Source organism: Pseudomonas sp. YeP6b, from assembly GCF_025642995.1.
GTDB lineage: Bacteria > Pseudomonadota > Gammaproteobacteria > Pseudomonadales > Pseudomonadaceae > Aquipseudomonas.
The window spans coordinates 3,783,284-3,800,295 of record NZ_CP080090.1 but is presented as its reverse complement, the minus strand read 5'-3'; the positions used below and the strand labels follow the sequence as shown (position 1 = coordinate 3,800,295).

The following is a 17,012-nucleotide window of genomic DNA, read 5'->3' as shown; positions in this document are numbered from 1 at the left end:
CCCTTTTGTGATCCTTTTGCCCGTGAGCCCGATGAACTTGCCCGAAATCCACGAATTCCTCGGCTGCCGCACCCCCGACGCCTGGGTCCAGGCTGCGTTGGCCGATCAGGAAACCCTGTTGATCGACCACAAGAACTGCGAATTCAAAGCCGCCAGCACCGCACTGAGCCTGATCGCCAAGTACCACGCCCATGTTGACCTGATCAGCATGATGTCGCGCCTGGCCCGCGAAGAACTGGTGCACCACGAGCAAGTCATGCGCTTGATCAAAAAGCGCAAAGTCGAGCTGCGCCAACTGCACGCCGGCCGTTATGCCTCAGGTTTGCGCAAAGTGGTGCGCAGCCACGAGCCGGTCAAACTGGTGGATACGCTGGTGGTCGGCGCCTTTATCGAAGCGCGCAGTTGCGAGCGTTTCGAAGCACTGGTGCCGCATTTGGACGAAGAACTCGGCAAGTTCTACTTCGGTTTGCTCAAAAGCGAGGCCCGGCACTTTCAGGGTTACTTGAAACTGGCCTACCAGTACGGCGACGCCAAAGACGTCGCCCAAGTGATCGAGCGGGTGAGGGCGGCCGAGCAGGAACTGATCGAATCACCCGACATCGAGTTCCGCTTTCACAGTGGCGTGCCAGCCTGAAGCGACGGCCACGCCGAGCAGTGCGGTGATCCCGGCCAGCAGCAGGATCACCGTTTGTGTACCCAGTGGCGCTGCCAGCACGGCAATCGCCAGGCCTGCCAATGGCTGGGCCAGGTTGTTGAATAGCGTGATAACGCCCACGGTCTTGCCAAAGTCCTGCACCGGAATCACCCGTTGACGCGTGCTGCGCATGTACACATTGAACATCTTGTCGAAGCCGGTGATCAGCAGGAAGCCCAGGGTATACGCCCAGAGGTTGGGGCTGATCGCCATGATCAGTGCGCCTGCCGCAATCATTGCATAGGAGAGCCCTCCCAGCATTTTCAAGGGCAGGGTTGCGCGCGCCAAGTAAAACAGAATGACGATAGTCACCACCGCGCCGGCAGCCTGCAGCAGGGCGTAGGCATCCTTGCCGGCAGCGTAGAGGCCAGTGACCATGGCGGCGGACGTTGCCAGCGTCACGCCGATGATCAAATTAACGCCCACGGCCAGGGTAATGACCCGCTTCAACTCCGTCAGGTTGCGGATATGCCCAAAGGCGATGCGCAGCGGTTGCAGCCAGATATCCTGGTGCTGCTCAAAACTTTCCAGGCTGACCGTGGTGTTGCGCTGCCACACCAGCATCGCCAAGTCCGCCACCACAAACAGCCCGGCAATCCCAATGACCACCCAATGCCAGGCCCAGACCTGCAGCATCAACGCCGCCACCAACGGCCCCAGTACCAGGCCGCTCTGGTCGGCGATTTGTGAGTAGGACAAGGTTTTGGCATAGGTGTAATGCTTGAAGATATGCGGCATGACCACTTCGCGCGCCATGATGCCTTGGGTCGTCAACACCCCGCACAGCGCCGATAGGATTACCAGCCAATAGATACCGTCGAACACGCCGTACAACGCTACCGCCACCACACACGCCAGCGCCCGGTAAACCTGGCTGATATGCAGGATGCGCACCGGCGAGAACTTGTCGCACAATGCGCCGCACACCGGGAAGGCCAGGTAACGCGGCAGCGACTCGACAAAGAACGCCAGCCCCGCCCAGGAAACGCTGTTGGTGGTCTGGAACACGATCAGCGGCACGATAAACAGCAGGATCTGGTCCGCCAGCCGCGACAGGAACAGTGAAACAAAGAACGCCAGATAATCCTTGCGCATACAACTCCCTGTGAATGGCGTTAAAGATTGCAGGCAATTTGTTAAAAACTCTTAAAAGTATGAAGCTTCGTCAGGCAAAACCGGTCAACCGCTTCTGCCGGACAGCTTGCCACCTATAATGGCCGCACTTCAATCCGCGCGCGCACTGAGAACTTATGGAAAACCTGGGTCTGGGCAAGGTCCTGCTCGTTGAGGACGATGAAAAGCTGGCGGGGCTGATCGCACATTTTCTGTCGCAACACGGTTTCGAGGTGCGGGTGGTGCACCGGGGCGATAAGGCCTTGGCCGCGTTCCTCGATTTCAAGCCGAAGATCGTCGTACTCGACCTGATGCTGCCGGGCCAGAGCGGCCTGCACGTGTGTCGCGAGATTCGGAACGTGTCCGACACACCGATCGTGATCCTGACGGCCAAGGAAGACGACCTTGACCACATCCTCGGCCTTGAGTCGGGTGCCGACGACTATGTGATCAAACCCATCAAACCACCGGTGCTGCTCGCCCGTTTGCGCGCGTTGCAACGTCGCCAGGTGCCCGAGCCGACGGTGCGCGGTGCTCTGGAGTTCGGTCAGTTGGCGATTGACCGCAGTTGCCGGCTGGTCAGCCTGGGCGGCGATAAGATTGACCTCACCACCATGGAATTCGAGCTGCTGTGGCTGCTGGCCAGCAGCGCCGGCAAGATCCTCTCGCGTGACGACATCCTCAACCGCATGCGCGGCATTGCTTTTGATGGCCTGAACCGCAGCGTCGATGTGTACATCAGCAAGTTGCGCAGCAAACTCAATGACAACCCGCGTGAGCCGGTGTGCATCAAGACCATTTGGGGCAAGGGTTACCTGTTCAACCCGTTTGCGTGGGAGGTCTAGATGCTGCGGCTGTTTCTGCGCCTGTATGTGATCCTGGCGCTCGGTTTAGCGGGGGCGATCTGGCTGGTCAACTACACCTTCGACGAGTTATTGCCCGAAGCCAACGAAGTCTATAACCGTGAAGCTTTGCGCGGGCCGGCTTACGGCGTGGTGGAACAATTGCGCCCGGTGCAGGGGGCGGCCCGCGACGCTCGCCTGGCTGAGCTTCAGCCCCATTACGGGCTGCACCTGAAGTTGGTGCCGCGCGATACCTTGGCGCTGAACGAACGCGAGCAAAAACTGCTGGCTGACGGCCAACTGGTCGTGCGCGGGGACTTTATGGAGTTCTTGACCACGATTGACGACGGCCCGCAATTACTCCAAATCAAACTGCCGGAGGAACCCAAGTGGCTCTACCTGTGGGCCTATGGGTTTCTGGGCGTGAGCCTGGCCATCGTGCTGTATTTTTGGGTACGCCCACACTGGCGTGACTTGGAGCATATCCGCCTGGCCGCGCAACGCTTTGGTGATAACGATTTGGCGTCGCGCATCCTGCTGCCGCGCCGCTCCACCGTGCGTGAGCTGGCTGGGCACTTTAATCAGATGGCCGAACGCATCGAAAGCCTGATCGCCAACCAGCGCGAACTGACCAACGCGGTCTCCCACGAACTGCGCACGCCGATAGCGCGCTTGTCATTTGAACTCGACCAGCTCAAGCAACAGTCCGACCCGCGCCAGAGCCGTGCGCTGATCGCTGACATGTATGCCGACCTGGGTGAGCTGGAAGAAATGGTCTCCGAGCTGCTCACCTACGCCAGCCTGGAGCGCGGCGCCACTCAGGTTACTCGGGAAAACATTGAGGCCCACAGCTGGCTCGACAGTGTGATCGGCAGTGTGGCCTTGGAAGCCGAGGCGGCGGGGGTGCAGTTGTCGTTGCGTACCTGTGAGGTCGACTTTATCCAGATTGAACCGCGCTTTATGGCCCGTGCGGTCATCAACTTGCTGCGCAATGCCATTCGCTATGCCGAGCGGCGGGTGGAGGTGTCGTTGGTCAAGTTTGGCAGTGGCTACGAAGTGCGGGTTAACGACGATGGCCCGGGTGTGCCGCTGGAGGGCCGGGCGAAGATCTTCGAGCCCTTCTTGCGGCTGGACACCAGCCGTGACCGGCGCACCGGTGGGTTTGGTTTGGGGTTGGCGTTGGTGAAGCGGGTTAGCCAGTGGCATGGTGGGCAGGTGGAAGTGCTGGATTCGGAGTGGGGCGGGGCGTCGTTTCGGATGACTTGGGCTTATGCTGAGTAGGGCTGGCAGCTATGACCATTTTTGTTTCGGTCGATGGAGTACATAGCCGTTGCTGCGGCCAGCGTGGTTTAACGGGGCGCCTCAGATCAAGATCACAAGCAAGAGCACGGCGGCCTAGTGGCCGACCTGAGTGGTAGAAGCACAGCAGAGCAGAAGCAGAGCACCCCATCTAGCTGATGTAATGAGATCCCAATGTGGGAGCGGGCAAGTCGCACGGCCGCTCCCACACGTTGACCTTGTTCGACTGCCAGCCCCGCAGTGCTCTGCTTTTCTGTGGGAGCTGGCTTGCCTGCGATGGCATCAACTGGTTATGCCTGATACACCGAAGTGTCTGCATCACAGGCACGCCAGCCCTCACTCCCAAGTCAGAAGGTGTACTCAAGCACCCCCATCACCGATGTCTGCAACCGCCGCTCCACAATCGGGCTCTTGCCCGCTTCATCCGCCAAATACTGCACATCCAGCAAGGTCGAGAATTGGGTGTGCTCGCTGATCGGCATGCTCCACACCAGGTTCATGCCGTTGCTGATATTGCCTGCGCCGGCCTTGTACTCCTTGAAGCGGCTTCGTGCGGCTTGGCCGGTGGTCACGCCGTACCAGGTCATCAGGTATTCGCGGTCACCGAAGTGGCTGCTGAGGCTGGCGTCCACGGAACCGTAGCGGCCTTCATACAAATTGGTGCCCAAGCTCAACTCAAGGTGGGTGTAGGCCTTGCCGGTGTCCTTGTGGTCATCTTCCTTGAGCGCGTGTTCCAACGTCGCGCCGACGATCACGCCGCCCAGGTTGTAGGCGGCGCTGACGCCCAGTTGCGGGCGCGACTTGATCTCGCCCATACCCTTGAGGCGCTTGGAACCGGCATGCAAACTTTCGTTTTTATCCTTGCGCGCGCTGCTGGCGCCGACGTAGGCGCTGAAGCTCAGGGCATTGCCTTCGTAGCCCCAGCCCAGCCCCTTGCCGGTGTCGAGGAAAATCCCCCAGGGGCTGACGATTTTGCCGCCCAGCAATGGCGCGGTCATGCGTTCGTCGCTGCCGCTGTAGCGCGGCGCGTTGGCCACGCCGGCCTTGAGGCTGTATTGCCAGTCTTCGGCAATCGCGGTGTCGGCAGCGGCGAGCAGGCATAGCGAGGTGAACGACAGGCAGAGGTTTTTTGAGCGCATCAGGGGTTCGTCCATGTTAGAAATCCAGGCGGTTGTGGGGCGAGTGGGTACGTTTGAAGGAATAGCCCGAAGCGCTCAGGCCATTGACCTGGCGGCTTACGGTGTCGCCCAGGCCGTAGCCGTTGCCGGCCAGGACTGCGTGGGCGTTGTCGACGGGGAGCAGGATGTAGTCGGTCAGCGGCTCGTCGTGCAAGTGGCCGCGAATCACCAGGAAGCCTTCTTCGAGGCGCACGCTGATGCCGCTCAAAGGCGCGTCGGGCTCGTGGGTGTTGAGCACTTGATACGTGCCGATGGTGTCGGCCCAGGCCAGGGGCAGCGGCGGCGGGTCAATACGCTCGCCAATAGCAATGCGCTGGCCGTGGCTGCGGGCGGTGAGCATCTGGCGGCCCTGCACCGTGACCACATCGAGTTGCACGCGGCCCAGGTCGCCGAGGTCCTTGAACCACAAGCCCAGGACCTTTTTCTGCGCCCGCAGCCAGCCGGAATCGTCGCGCAATAACTCGAAGTCGAACCCGGCCAACTCGCCGGCCAGCCGGTTGTTCTCATCCTTGATGCGGAACACGCCCCAGGCCGTGGCATAAAACCCGGCCAGGCGCTTGCGGTCGACGGCCGCCGGCACGTGGCGCAACTTGAGCCCATGGCTGGGCACCTGGCAGTCGTCGGCGCACACCGCTTCGCCGGTTTGCGCCTGCAGCAACAGGCGCAGCGCGTCGGTGGCGAGGCGGGCGACCAGTTCTTCGGCGTTACTGTCATTGGCCATGATGATCACGGCCAGTTGCTGGTCCGGCAGCACGCTCAACTGCGCGGCAAAATCGTCGCCACCGCCGCTGTGCTGATAAGTGCGCACACCGGAGCCCACCGGCTCATCGCCGCACGGCGCGAGGAACCAGCCCAGGCCCATCTGGCAGTCGAAATCCAGTGCGTTGCCGGTATTTTGTTGGGTGAACATCGCCTCAATCGACGCGTTGCCCAACACCCGGTTGCCTTTGTAGAGGCCTTGGGCGAACAGCATCTGCACGTAGTGGCTCAGGTCTTTCGGGCTGGCCCACAAACCAGCGGCGGCGAGGTCACGCACCTGGGCGTCGGTGCTCGCCACGCCGTCCTCGTAGCCCAAGGCGCGGAAGCTCAGCTGTGTACCGGTGCCGACAAAACTCGACTGGCTCATCTCCAGCGGCTTGAGCAGGCTGGTTTGCATCTGCGCTTCAAAGCTTTTGTTGCTGACCCGCTCAATGGCCGCGCCCACCAGCGAATAACCGAGGTTGGAATACGCCACTTGCGAACCGGGTTGGCTGCTCAGCCAGACGCCGGACACGCGCATCGGCATCTGGCCCATGGCGAAGGTGCTGCGCAGGTCACGCAGGTGTTCACTGGGCAGGCCGGACTGATGGCTGAGCAAGCGGCGCAGGGTGATATCACGGTCGGCGGCGTCTTGGTCGCTGTGAAAGCGCGAGCGCACGTAGAACTCGCGCAAGGTCTGCTGGATCGGCGCATCCAGCGCCAGACGCTGCTGCTCAACCAACTGCAACGCCGCCGTGGCGGTGAGCAGTTTGGAAATGCCGCCGGCACGGAACGCCGTGTTCGGCGTCACCGGCACACCCTGGGCCTTGTCGGCCATGCCGAAACCGCGCGCCCAGATCAGCTCCTGGCCATTGACCAGCGCAATCGACAGCCCGGGCACATTTTCCCGCGCCATCTCCTGTGGAATACGCGCTTGCAGGTAACGAATGATCGCACCGTAATCACCCTTGGGAATCGGCGGCGGGGCAGGCGGTTGCCCATGGCAACCGAGACTGCCCAGCAGGCAACCCAACAGCGGAATACCGCGCAATGTGCGAAACATGAAGAGCACCCGGATGGTGATTTGGATGCTCGAATGCTAGGGCGCAGCTGACCAACAATCTTTGAGAGCTTTGTCGGGAAACTGTCAAAGACTGTTAACGCGCCAGTCCTAAGCGTTCATGCCAGTGGGCGATGGACGCTTCGGGGTATTCATCGAACTGCAAGTCGCCTTTGCACACGCTGACCTCGACCCACGGCGCCTTGGAACCGAGCATCATGTGCGTGTGTTCCGGCGGCACCGGCAAGGGTGTGTCGATGGCTGAGGCAAACGGGTGAATCAGCTCCGGCCACTGCGGGCTGAACAGCCACAAGGCGCTGCCGCACTGCGAGCAGAAATGCCGTTCGGCGGTGCTCGCATGCGCGCGGCTGGCGCCCTCAGGCTTGAGCCTGGCGTGGTAGATCGAGATCTGCCTGCGACCCTGTACCTTCAGGGTTTGCGTATCACCGGCAAGGTTGATCGCATAACCGCCGCCGCCTTGGGTCTTGCGGCAGATCGAGCAGTAGCAACGTTGGTAGGGATAGGGATGCTGGCTGTTTAGGCTGAATGTTACGGCGCCGCAATGGCAGGATCCTTCGAGTTGCATGAGCTGACTCCTCAAGGCAGGTTGTAACAACGCTTTGCTAATACCTTAGCCTCAGGCAAGATTCTCCGCTTTGGTTTCAGGGAAGACACCCATGATTGCTCACTTGCAAAGCGCTGCCACGCAAATCCGCCACGCTGTGCGTACGGCGACCGAGGGGTTGGTCGGGCGCGAGCAATTGGCCGAGCTGATTGTGCTGGCAGCGGTCGCCCAGGAGCACATTCTGGTGATCGGTCCGCCCGGCACGGCCAAGAGCGCCGTAGTACGCCGTGTGGCGCAGTCCATGGGTGGGCGCTACTTTGAGTACTTGCTGGGGCGCTTCACTGAACCGTCGGAGCTTTTCGGTGCCGTGGACCTGAAGAAACTGCGTGAAGGCACGGTCGAAACCGATGTCAGCGGCATGCTGCCGGAGGCCGATATCGTGTTTCTCGATGAGGTCTTCCTGGGCTCGACCGCCATTCTCAATACCTTGCTGGGCGTTCTCAACGAGCGCCGCTTTCGCCGTGGCCATACCCAAATCCAATGCCCTTTGCGGGTGTGCGTCGGGGCTGCCAACGGCTTGCCGGACGATGAAGCACTGGCGGCATTTGGCGACCGCTTCCTGTTGCACTTGTTTGTTGAGTCGGTGCCGGACAATCAACTGGAAGCGATGCTCGCGGGCGGTTGGCAGTCGGAGCAGCGGCCGGTGCAACAGTTGCTGGGGTTGGCCCAGTTGGACACGCTGAGCCAAGCCTTGAAAAACGTCGACCTGGGCGCCGTACGTCCGGCTCTGGCCCAGGCGATTCGTCGTCTGCGCGAAGCCGGCATCCAGCTGTCGGACCGCCGCATCGTCAAGTCCCAACGGCTGATCGCGGCCGCTGCGTTGTTGGGCGGGCGGCTGCAAGCCAGCGACGCTGATCTCTGGCCACTGCTGTATGTGCTACCGACCAAGGAAACCCAGCAACATGGCCGCGAGGTGCTGCGGGACCTGTTTGCCGCGTCCAGCAACAGCCATTTGTTCAGCGCGGTCGAAGAGGCCACCTTGCAACCGATGGCGCGTTTGAATCGCTTGCTTGAAACCGCACAAGACTACCTGGCACGTAGCGAGCCGCCAGCCAGCCCGGCGCTGGAAAGCCTGTTGCGCGAAATCGATGCCAACTTCAATAGCCAGACCCTGCCGGAACCCTTGCAGCACGTACGCGGCCAACTGGCCCGATTGCTGACGCCGACGCCATGATTGCTGGCACACAGACCTGGGCCTGGCGCCCGCGGCAGCTGCCCGCGGACCCTCAGGCGGCGGTGGCCTGGGGCGATGCCGCACGCCGCTTGCAGGCGCGCTTGCTGTTGCTTGCCGATGAACAGGCTTCGCGCTTGCACGCCACCGCCAGCGGCGACGTATTGGTGGTGACCGGGGCGGCGGTTGATTTGCCTTGGGTCGATGGCGTGGAATACGCCGCAGCGCACCCCGGCGCGCCTGGCGTGTGGCTGCCCACCAGTTGGGAACCGACAGTGCCGGTGGACCTGCTCGGCCAGACGCTGTCGGCGCGTTTCAAGCGCTCGCCCTTGCTGTTGTGGCGCGAACCGCCAGCGGTGGTGCCGCTGGATCGCCTGTTGCCGGTGTCTGTCGAGCATCTTCAGCGGATAGCGACTTACTGGGGAGCAAGCGATGCAACTGCCTGAAGCCCTGCAACCCTGGCGCCAATGGCTGGTGTGGTTCGCGCCGCAACATCTGCCGTTGTTCGCCGACCTGCTGGGGCGCCTCAACCCGGTACTTGGGCCACTGCGCGGCATGCAGCAGGGCGGTGTGCCAGAGCCTGACGGCGTGGGTGATCTGCAACGGCGTGGTCCTTATGAACGCCTGCTCTCCAGCGAATGGCTGTTGGCTGACGAAGTGCCCGATGAGTTCATGCGTCGGGCCGTCGGCGGCGAACATATGTTCCTGGCACCGCAGTACCGCGCCCGCGAGGCTAATCGCCTGATTGTCGTGCTGTTCGACGCAGGCCCGTCGCAATTGGGCGCCGCGCGGTTGGTGCATATCGCCTTGCTGATGCTGTTGGCCCGGCGTGCCGAGGAGTCGGGGGCGCAGTTGCGCTGGGGCATCCTGCAAGGCTCGCCGGTGTTGCATGAATTCGATAGCCCGGCGCAGCTCAAACGGCTGCTCAAGGCGCGCACCTATGAAAGTGTCGCCCCGGCGCACTGGCACGCCTGGCATGAATGGCTGGCCGCGCAGGGCGAGACGCTGGGTGAGTGCTGGACAGTCGGGCATCGATTGCCCAAGGACGCAAGCCAGACCTGTACGCATCGGGTGCAGGTGCAGCGCAGCCTGGATGGGCGCAGCCTGTCGTTTGAGTTGCAGGCCGGGTCGGTACGGCGCGTGCTGCTGCCCATGCCGGATGAAGGGCGCGCGGCGCAACTGCTCACAGGTCAGTTCGACGATGAAGTCCAGGCACCGCCGTCGAAGCTCGCACGTGCGGTGCCACGGGTAGCGTTGACCTTGCCGCCCGTGATCTCCAGCGCCGGTAACCATGTGGCGCTGCGCCTGCTCGATGAGCCGGGCATGGTGGTGATCAAGCTGCCGCACAAGAACCAGAAAAAGTCCCTGGAGGTTCGACGCCGTCTGTGGGGCAAGCATCAGCGCGTGTTGAGCACCACCTTTCACCATCGCAGCCTCGGTGCCGTGTTGAGCGATAACGACAGCCTGACGTTCTGGAACATCCCCGGTATGGCCACCGTCGACAAGCCCGCCCGTGAACAGCTGCAACTGCCACCGGGCACCGCGACGTTCCTGCCGAGTGTCTGGCTGCACAGCCAGAACTCAGTGCGTGTCTACCTGCTCGATAGCCAGGGACGGCTTGCCTACTGGAAGTCGCGTCAACTCTGCCAAGTGGCGGACGACGTGCTGAGCTTGGTGCAGGTCGACCCCATGACCATCGCCTATGCGCGCAGCGAAGGCGGGCAGATCGTCGCGTATTCGGGGTCTGCCGACGGTTTACGCGCCAATGGTCATGCTGTCGGCTCGGCAGCGGGCGTCAGCCAAGTGCTGTTGGCCGCCAACTTTTACTGGCGGCAGTACTGCGGCGGTTGCGCGCTGCTGACCACCCAGGACGGTAATCAAAGTTGGCGCCTGGTCACCCATGAAAGCTTTCCGGCCAAGCACGAACAGATCGACTTGGCGCCGGGCTGGAAAGCCATCGGCCTGCACCATGCGTTCGGCCAACGGCAGCTCTACTCACTGGTGCTGCTGGGGCCGAACCAGCACAGCGTCGGGCTGTACATCGAGGGGCAACAGCGCAATTTGTTTACCACCTCGGCGCCGATTGCCCGCGCGAGCTTTTGCCCTATGAGCGGCTTGATCGCCGTATTGACCACTGACCGGGAATTACTGGTTTACTCGCTTGCCGAGCGCGCCATGCGCCTGCAAGTGATGTGCAACCAGGCACCGCAGCTCACTCAGGAAGGTGCCAATGTTTGAGCCAGAACGGATGCTGATTCGCCGCCCGCTACTGACCGGGCACCAACAGATTGATGGCCTATGGTTTGCCGGCGAACGCTTTGATGAAGGCGAGCGCCGGCGCTTGATCCTCGACTATTGGCAAACCGGCGCGCGTGCCTATCGCTTTGCCGACGGCGACTTGCTGCAGTTCCACACACCGTGCCCGGTGCACTGCGAAAGCCTGCATGGCTGGCCGCTGATCCGCCAGGGCCGGGGCTTGTCGTCTGCCGCGTTGCACCCCGATGAACTGCAAGGGCTGGCCGCTGCCGACCTGTGGCTGGTACGCGGCAGTCAAGTCGACGGCCTGCAATTGCGCGATGCTCACGTGCTGACGCCTGGGCTGTGGCTCGACATCAGCACCTACACGCTGCTCGATACGTTTGACTGCCATACCCCGTTGACTGCCACGGTGCCGGACGCGGTGGTCACCGACCTGCGCGAAATCCTTGGTGGGCCACTGGAGCCCGTCAGCCCGGAGCGTGAAGCGGTGATGCAAGCGCTGCTGGAGCGCCAGCGTCACACGCCGAGTACAGGGGCTGGCGCCAGCTCGTCGTCTGCGCAAAACAACGCGACTCCCGCCCGCGAAGTCTCATCCCCGGTGCTGAAAATCGTGATTGGCTTGGTGCTGGTGGGAGGGTTGATCCGCCTCTTCGGCCACAGCGCGCCCGCAGCCGCGCTGGCCGCGCACACACAGTCGTTCAGCGGTATGCTCCTGAGTGCCATGATCTGGATGGTTGTGATCACCGCGTTACTGTACGGGTTGAACCGCTTCCTGCATCGTGGCGCGTCGGCACCCGCCAAAGCCGCGCCTAGGCCGGTTGCCCCTGCATCTGCTAGCCCAGGCATCGCTGCGCGTGCCACCCCGCGCAGGCACAAACCTGCCGCGTGGCGCCGGCTGTTGACTCGGCTGACCCAGCATTCCCAGCTCTCCAAACTGTATGGCAAACGCCAGGCCGCCTACATGCAGCGCATGTTGGAGATGTTCGAAGAGGGCAACTTCGAAGAAGCCTTGCGCCACGCGATCCCCTTGAACAGTGGAGCGTCCAGCGGTGAACAGAGCTTTGGTACGCCCCAGCGCCGCGAGGACCTGAACCTCAGCCAGCAGGACGGCCCGGCGCGTTCGATGCTGTTCGAAGAAGACTTGGCTGAGCACTTGCGGCAGGTGTATCGCCAGACCTTTGAACGCTTGGACCGTGCCGGTCGTATAGAAGAAGCGGTGTTTGTCCTCGCCGAATTGCTCAAGGAGCGTCAGCAAGCCCTCGATTATCTGGAGAAACATGCACGCTATCAGCAGGCCGCTGACCTGGCCCTTGCATGGGACATGCCGCCTGCGGTGATCGTGCGTCTGCTGTGCCTGGCCGAGCAGTGGCAGCGCGCCGTGCTGGTGGCGCGGCGCGACAATGCTTTCGCCGATGCCGTGGTGATGCTCCAAGCCAAGTCGCCGCCAATCGCCGACCGCCTGCGTCTGGAGTGGGCTGAGTCATTGATCGCCAAAGGCTTGTGGCTGCAAGCGGTCGACGTGATTTGGAGCCTTCCCGCAGAACGCCCACGTGCCGCGCAATGGTTGCTGAATGCCGAGGCCGCCGGCGGGCGCCTGGCCATTGGCGCACTGGTCAAACGCGCCATCCTGTTGCCCGAGACCCTGCATGCTTACGGGCCATGGGTGGAGCAATTGCGTGACGACCCCGAGCGTGCCGGCGAGCGAGCCGCTTTGGCGCAGGCCTTGTTGCTGCACAAGTCGAACACTACCGCCCTGGCCTGGCTGGCAGGTGCCACCGTGCACGCGATTCTTGCCGATCAATTCAGCGCTCAAGGGCAGCTGACGCACAATCAGCTACAGGCGCTGGTCAAGATGAGTCAGGACAAACTGCTTCAGGCGGACTTGCCTGGCCACGCCCTGAAGCGTGCAGCGGTGGTCTCCCTGGACCGCTTGGCCGACACCCGCGAGTGGTCAGCGCCCGCCGCAGGCAATCGGCCCCTATTCGACGCGGTACCCTTGGACGATGAGCGTTACCTGGTGGCGCTGGGCGAGGCGGGAGTCATGGTGTTGGATGCAACGGGCGCGACGCTGTTTCACTTTGCGGTGCCGGCGCAGAAGATCGTCATTGCCCATAGTCGCCAGGTGGCCTTGGTGCTGATCCGGCGCGGATCGGTATGGCGTATCAGCAAACTGGACCTGGTGAACCGCGTCGCCAAAGACCTCGGTGTACTGGCCATGGATGTATTTGCAAACGAGTTTGATGGCTGCAACTGGACCATCGGCAAAGGCCAGCAGTTACGCGTGGTGGATGTTGACCGTGCCCTTGAAACGCTCTGGCATGTGAGTGACCTACCGGAGTCGGTACGTGCCATCAACGTGGATGAATACAACGAATACCTGTGGTTGTCAGCACCGGGCGGTTGCCTGATGCTTTGGCATTATCGTCTGCCGGAGCGACGCCTGGTCAGCCGCGAAAGCGCGTTTGACATCGTGCAGACGGACTTCCAGGTTCCCAGCGCCACCGCTGAATCGGCGCAGTATCGGATCAAGCACGACGATGGAATACCCACGCTGGTACTTAAGCAGCACGGGGTTCGAAAGCGCTACAGGCTGCCCGGCAACTTGCCGGACGAAGAATGGGATGAGTCTGTCAGCCCGTTCCTATTTGAGGACTGGTTGCTGATCAGTTATCGGGTTGAGGAGCAGGACACGTGCTGGCACGTTATTCACCGTGTCAGCGATCGGCTTTGCGTCACTTTGCACTGGCCGCAATCACCGGCCCAGCTTCGCCGCCTGGGAGCTGATCTGTTGCTGTTCGATGAGCAGGGACGGCTGAGCCATATCAATATCGATAACGCCAGCCAGCGCAACATCAGCCTGCACTGAGTGTGTCGGTATCAAGGTGGCGATCAACGCCCGAAGGGTGCCGGGCAGTGCTTCCAGTTCGCGCACCAGGATACTGCGCTCGCAAATCGCCCAGGGCTCATCGCGCTTTACCGCCACCCGTTGCAGGGTGCGGTTGTGCCGCACGGCGGCGGACTCGGCATTCGTGGCGTTGGCCAGACCATCCGTGCGGCGTTGCCGTGGCTGATGATCTTGCGGGTATTCCTGATTATGGTGACCTGCCTGCTGTTTATTTCGCTGGCCTTGCCGCACTGGCTGGGGATGTACATGCAGACACTTTGTGGGCGCAGTGGTTACTGGCCCTTGAAGCGTATTTCTCGATAGCGTGGCACTGTCAGGTGCCAGGCGATGTTGCCGCGCCATTGATTATGCAGCGCTTGGGCGCAAATCATCGCTTGCTCCTGAGCCCGCACTTCATAGCCCAACGCTGCCAGGCGCTCGGGTAGCACAGCCTGAGCCCGCGCGAACTGCGTGGCCCACTGTTCAATGCGTTGCGACACCTCGTTCGCGGCTTGCGTCGCGCTAAGACCTTGGGTGTGCCTCAGGTGAGTGAGCAGGTTGTAGATGTCTTCATCAGGGTTTTCCATGATCCGAAACGACAGCAAGTCGTTAACGGCCTTCAGTAAGTTCAAGGTCAGGCTGCGCAGCTCCTGCCAGGGTTGGCTGTAGTAAAGCGCTGACGATAACTGAATGTTTTGCACCAGGTAGGTGAACTCAAGGCAGACTTGAAAACCGCCGGCGGTTTGCCAAAGCGTTTCATAACCTTCCACACCCGGCTGTGTGTGGTTGATGCGGTGCATCAACGCGGTGGTGGAGGGCGCCAGGTACGATGAGTATTGCTCGGCAACGCGCTGTTTCCACAATGGAGGCATCAGGCGTGACGCGCGCCGGATGATATCTGCCAGCGCACGACCCAAGGGCTCTCGGTTCGTGGTGTCGCGTGTGAAGGCAGTGGTGTAACTGCCGCGAATCAAGCGTTCGAGGGCTTCAGGCTCATGACGGTCCTCGTCGGCAAGGTTGCCCTGGCAGCAGAACCACCCCAAAAGGTCAGAAAGAATGATCAGTATTTCAAAGGGGGCATCACTCCACATGTAACCGGCATATTTGCTGGGAGCGTATATATCCAATCGGCGGGTAGTTTCGGGGGTGTCTTCCAACCCCATGGACTTGAGCCATTGACGAGTGTGCTGTTGGACCTGATCCGTAAAGGGGCTCAGGGGGTAAGTGGCTGTCTCAAGCCAGAGGGGTAAATGGAAGGGAGCAACCGACGGCGGGGTGTTAATCGGCGATGAGGGTGAGGGAGCGTGTTCCGATGAATCTGCCCACTTGGCTATCTCATTTAACCCGTAATGCTCAACCAGCGTGCGAAACCAAATCGTGAAGGTATCGGGTGCGTTATCCAGCTCATCCTGCAACGCGAGAGGGTGTACCCAACGCCAAGCCTTGGCTTCATCAGGGGCTGGAATGGGTGTCGCCTCACTGAAACCCACTAATACATGATCATATTCGTACTCCATCAACGCTCCCGGCACCTGTGCTTGATAGGTGAACGTGAAGCGCTCAGTCAATTCGCAGGCCAGTCCCATCTCTTCCATCAGGCGACGTTTTGCGGCATCTAGTGTCTTTTCACCCAGCCGTGGGTGTCCGCAGCAGGTATTACTCCACAAACCAGGGGAGTGGTACTTGCCGTCTGCTCGTTGTTGCAGGAGTACGCGAGACTGTCGGTCGAATAGGAAGATCGAGAACGCACGGTGCAGCAAGCCTTCTTGATGCGCGCGCAGTTTTCCGGCAGTTCCTATTTGCTGATTGTTGAGGTCAACGAGTATCAGTAGATCTTCCATTGGGCAGTCGTCGGGCGAAATTGTAAGGTAACTTATAGTGCTGAATGGGGCGGCGAGGGTGGTTTTTTTGTAAACGTTTTAAGTGGCGAGGGTGTGGCTTTATAAGCAGGGAGCGTCTTATGCTTTTTGTTGGTTTTCTTGGCTGCTTTAATTTCGTTAAAGTTGGTTGATAAGTTTAGAACGTTGCTAGCGTTGATTCAGTAGCAATGTAGTCCACGTAAAGCAGTGACCTGTGCTGTGTTGACGGTCTTTTACGCGTGAAAAAACACTGTGTAAAAAAGTGAGAGGGGACGCTCTCATACCTGTCAGCCAGCGAGGTCGTTGAGATGGTCAATTCCTGCTTGTCATTTGATAAGGCCTGGTACTTGAATGCCAAAGCCCAGTGGTCTGAGCCTTTCATGTATCAAGAACGTACACCTGGAAAGCTCGTGCGAACGGAGCTTGCGTGGGCGCTCTGCGCATTCTACGGCTTGCCTTGCGCCCAGGCGCACGTGTTGTGCGCTGCCATAGAGCGAATAAACCTGTCTTCATTGATACGTGACGATCTGCTCGATGGGGACAGTTTGCGCCGTGGAATTCCAACGGTGTGGAAGCAATATGGCGCAGAGGTCGCGCTGGTGTCAGGGATGTACGGCTACTTGGATGGGCTGAGAGTGCTCGCTGAATTAAATGATATGAATATTGTGCGTGCCGGCATAGAGAGCCTTGAGTGCCTGCACGTCGGTCAATACCTCGATGCTCAAGTAAGTGCCGGTGAAAAGTTGCCCTCCCTGGAAGAGTATGGGTGCATTGCACAGGCCAATACCGGTTGTTTTTTCGTGGTTTTATTAAAAGCCTGCCAATGTCTAAGGCCGCTGGATATTGACACGTATAGTCTGCTCGAATCGATGATGCTTCTACTGGGTGTCTATTATCGCTACGTCAATGATTACTGCGATATTAATCATATTCCTCATTTTGAAAAGAAAGGCTTTGCGATGGATCTGGAAGGCGGCCCAAAATCGTTCTTGATGATTTTGGCAAATGCGCCATTGGTCAAGGGCGCATTAACGGCGGATCAAAAAAATCAAATTATTCGGGCCTTCGGGGAGGCGGGTGTATTCGACGCCGCTCTGGCGTTGATGGAGGAAACGTATGCACAGCTTCTAAGTTACTTAGACGCTGTCAGGCAGCGCGAGGGGGCGGCTAATATCAAAGTGCTGGAGGCGTTTTTAAGTAGCGTCCATTTCCAGCCGGGGCCGGATGACAATTACTACACGCGCGTGCTGGCGTAGCGTCGTCGCGGCCACGTGTGTCCGCGACGGTCGG

Annotated in this window: 13 protein-coding genes and 2 pseudogenes; 9 read left to right on the top strand and 6 right to left on the bottom strand. The window is 60.6% G+C overall.

Annotated features, from left to right (window positions below):
- Positions 1-31: 31 nt before the first annotated feature.
- A complete protein-coding gene (locus KZH41_RS17080; protein ID WP_083358633.1) occupies positions 32-634 on the top strand; it encodes a tRNA-(ms[2]io[6]A)-hydroxylase in 603 nt (200 codons plus the stop codon).
- Here the strand turns inward: KZH41_RS17080 and KZH41_RS17075 are convergent.
- Positions 590-1,789, bottom strand: a complete 1,200-nt coding sequence (locus KZH41_RS17075; protein ID WP_263273198.1) for an MFS transporter — start codon at positions 1,787-1,789, stop codon at positions 590-592. The genes KZH41_RS17080 and KZH41_RS17075 overlap by 45 nt on opposite strands.
- A gap of 155 nt (positions 1,790-1,944) precedes the next feature.
- Here KZH41_RS17075 and KZH41_RS17070 point away from each other — a divergent pair, with 155 nt between their 5' ends.
- Together KZH41_RS17070 and KZH41_RS17065 are read left to right on the top strand one after the other, a co-directional pair.
- Positions 1,945-2,652 (top strand): winged helix-turn-helix domain-containing protein, encoded by a 708-nt coding sequence (locus KZH41_RS17070; RefSeq protein WP_094953181.1) that lies wholly within the window; start codon positions 1,945-1,947, stop codon positions 2,650-2,652.
- On the top strand, positions 2,653-3,930 hold the full coding sequence (locus KZH41_RS17065) for an ATP-binding protein (RefSeq protein ID WP_094953179.1): 1,278 nt from the start codon (positions 2,653-2,655) through the stop codon (positions 3,928-3,930).
- A 365-nt stretch (positions 3,931-4,295) separates the two neighbouring features.
- Here KZH41_RS17065 and KZH41_RS17060 read toward each other — a convergent pair whose 3' ends face one another.
- The 3 genes from KZH41_RS17060 to KZH41_RS17050 all read right to left on the bottom strand — a co-directional run bounded on the left by KZH41_RS17060 (position 4,296) and on the right by KZH41_RS17050 (position 7,510).
- On the bottom strand, positions 4,296-5,087 hold the full coding sequence (locus KZH41_RS17060) for a MipA/OmpV family protein (protein WP_094953187.1): 792 nt from the start codon (positions 5,085-5,087) through the stop codon (positions 4,296-4,298).
- Between the two features lie 16 nt (positions 5,088-5,103).
- Positions 5,104-6,927 (bottom strand): serine hydrolase domain-containing protein, encoded by a 1,824-nt coding sequence (locus KZH41_RS17055; RefSeq protein ID WP_242150169.1) that lies wholly within the window; start codon positions 6,925-6,927, stop codon positions 5,104-5,106.
- A gap of 94 nt (positions 6,928-7,021) precedes the next feature.
- Entirely contained in the window at positions 7,022-7,510 is a 489-nt protein-coding gene (locus KZH41_RS17050; RefSeq protein ID WP_263273195.1) for a GFA family protein, read from the bottom strand.
- A gap of 91 nt (positions 7,511-7,601) precedes the next feature.
- On the opposite strand from KZH41_RS17050, the gene KZH41_RS17045 reads away from it, so the two are divergent.
- From KZH41_RS17045 to KZH41_RS17030, 4 genes are read left to right on the top strand one after another with little or no spacing between them, the layout of a single operon-like run.
- On the top strand, positions 7,602-8,723 hold the full coding sequence (locus KZH41_RS17045) for an AAA family ATPase (RefSeq protein ID WP_263273193.1): 1,122 nt from the start codon (positions 7,602-7,604) through the stop codon (positions 8,721-8,723).
- Positions 8,720-9,166 (top strand): hypothetical protein, encoded by a 447-nt coding sequence (locus tag KZH41_RS17040; protein ID WP_094953171.1) that lies wholly within the window; start codon positions 8,720-8,722, stop codon positions 9,164-9,166. The genes KZH41_RS17045 and KZH41_RS17040 overlap by 4 nt, the downstream gene beginning before the upstream one ends.
- On the top strand, positions 9,153-10,958 hold the full coding sequence (locus KZH41_RS17035; RefSeq protein WP_263273190.1) for a hypothetical protein: 1,806 nt from the start codon (positions 9,153-9,155) through the stop codon (positions 10,956-10,958). Before KZH41_RS17040 ends, KZH41_RS17035 begins: the two co-directional genes overlap by 14 nt.
- Positions 10,951-13,845: a bpX6 domain-containing protein gene (locus KZH41_RS17030; protein WP_263273188.1), complete on the top strand. Its 2,895-nt coding sequence runs from the start codon at positions 10,951-10,953 to the stop codon at positions 13,843-13,845. Before KZH41_RS17035 ends, KZH41_RS17030 begins: the two co-directional genes overlap by 8 nt.
- Before the next feature lie 6 nt (positions 13,846-13,851).
- On the opposite strand, the pseudogene KZH41_RS17025 reads toward KZH41_RS17030, so the two are convergent.
- Positions 13,852-14,001, bottom strand: a pseudogene (locus KZH41_RS17025) (LysR family transcriptional regulator); the annotation flags it as partial.
- A 12-nt stretch (positions 14,002-14,013) separates the two neighbouring features.
- On the opposite strand from KZH41_RS17025, the pseudogene KZH41_RS17020 reads away from it, so the two are divergent.
- Positions 14,014-14,187, top strand: a pseudogene (locus KZH41_RS17020) (hypothetical protein); the annotation flags it as partial.
- On the opposite strand, the gene idi reads toward KZH41_RS17020, so the two are convergent.
- The gene (idi, locus tag KZH41_RS17015; protein ID WP_263273186.1) at positions 14,157-15,704 is read right to left on the bottom strand and encodes an isopentenyl-diphosphate Delta-isomerase; all 1,548 of its coding nucleotides are present in this window, start codon (positions 15,702-15,704) and stop codon (positions 14,157-14,159) included. The pseudogene KZH41_RS17020 and the gene idi sit on opposite strands and share 31 nt — an antisense overlap.
- Positions 15,705-16,030: 326 nt before the next feature.
- Between idi and KZH41_RS17010 the strand changes: the two genes are divergently transcribed.
- Entirely contained in the window at positions 16,031-16,978 is a 948-nt protein-coding gene (locus KZH41_RS17010; protein WP_263273184.1) for a polyprenyl synthetase family protein, read from the top strand.
- Positions 16,979-17,012: the final 34 nt, after the last annotated feature.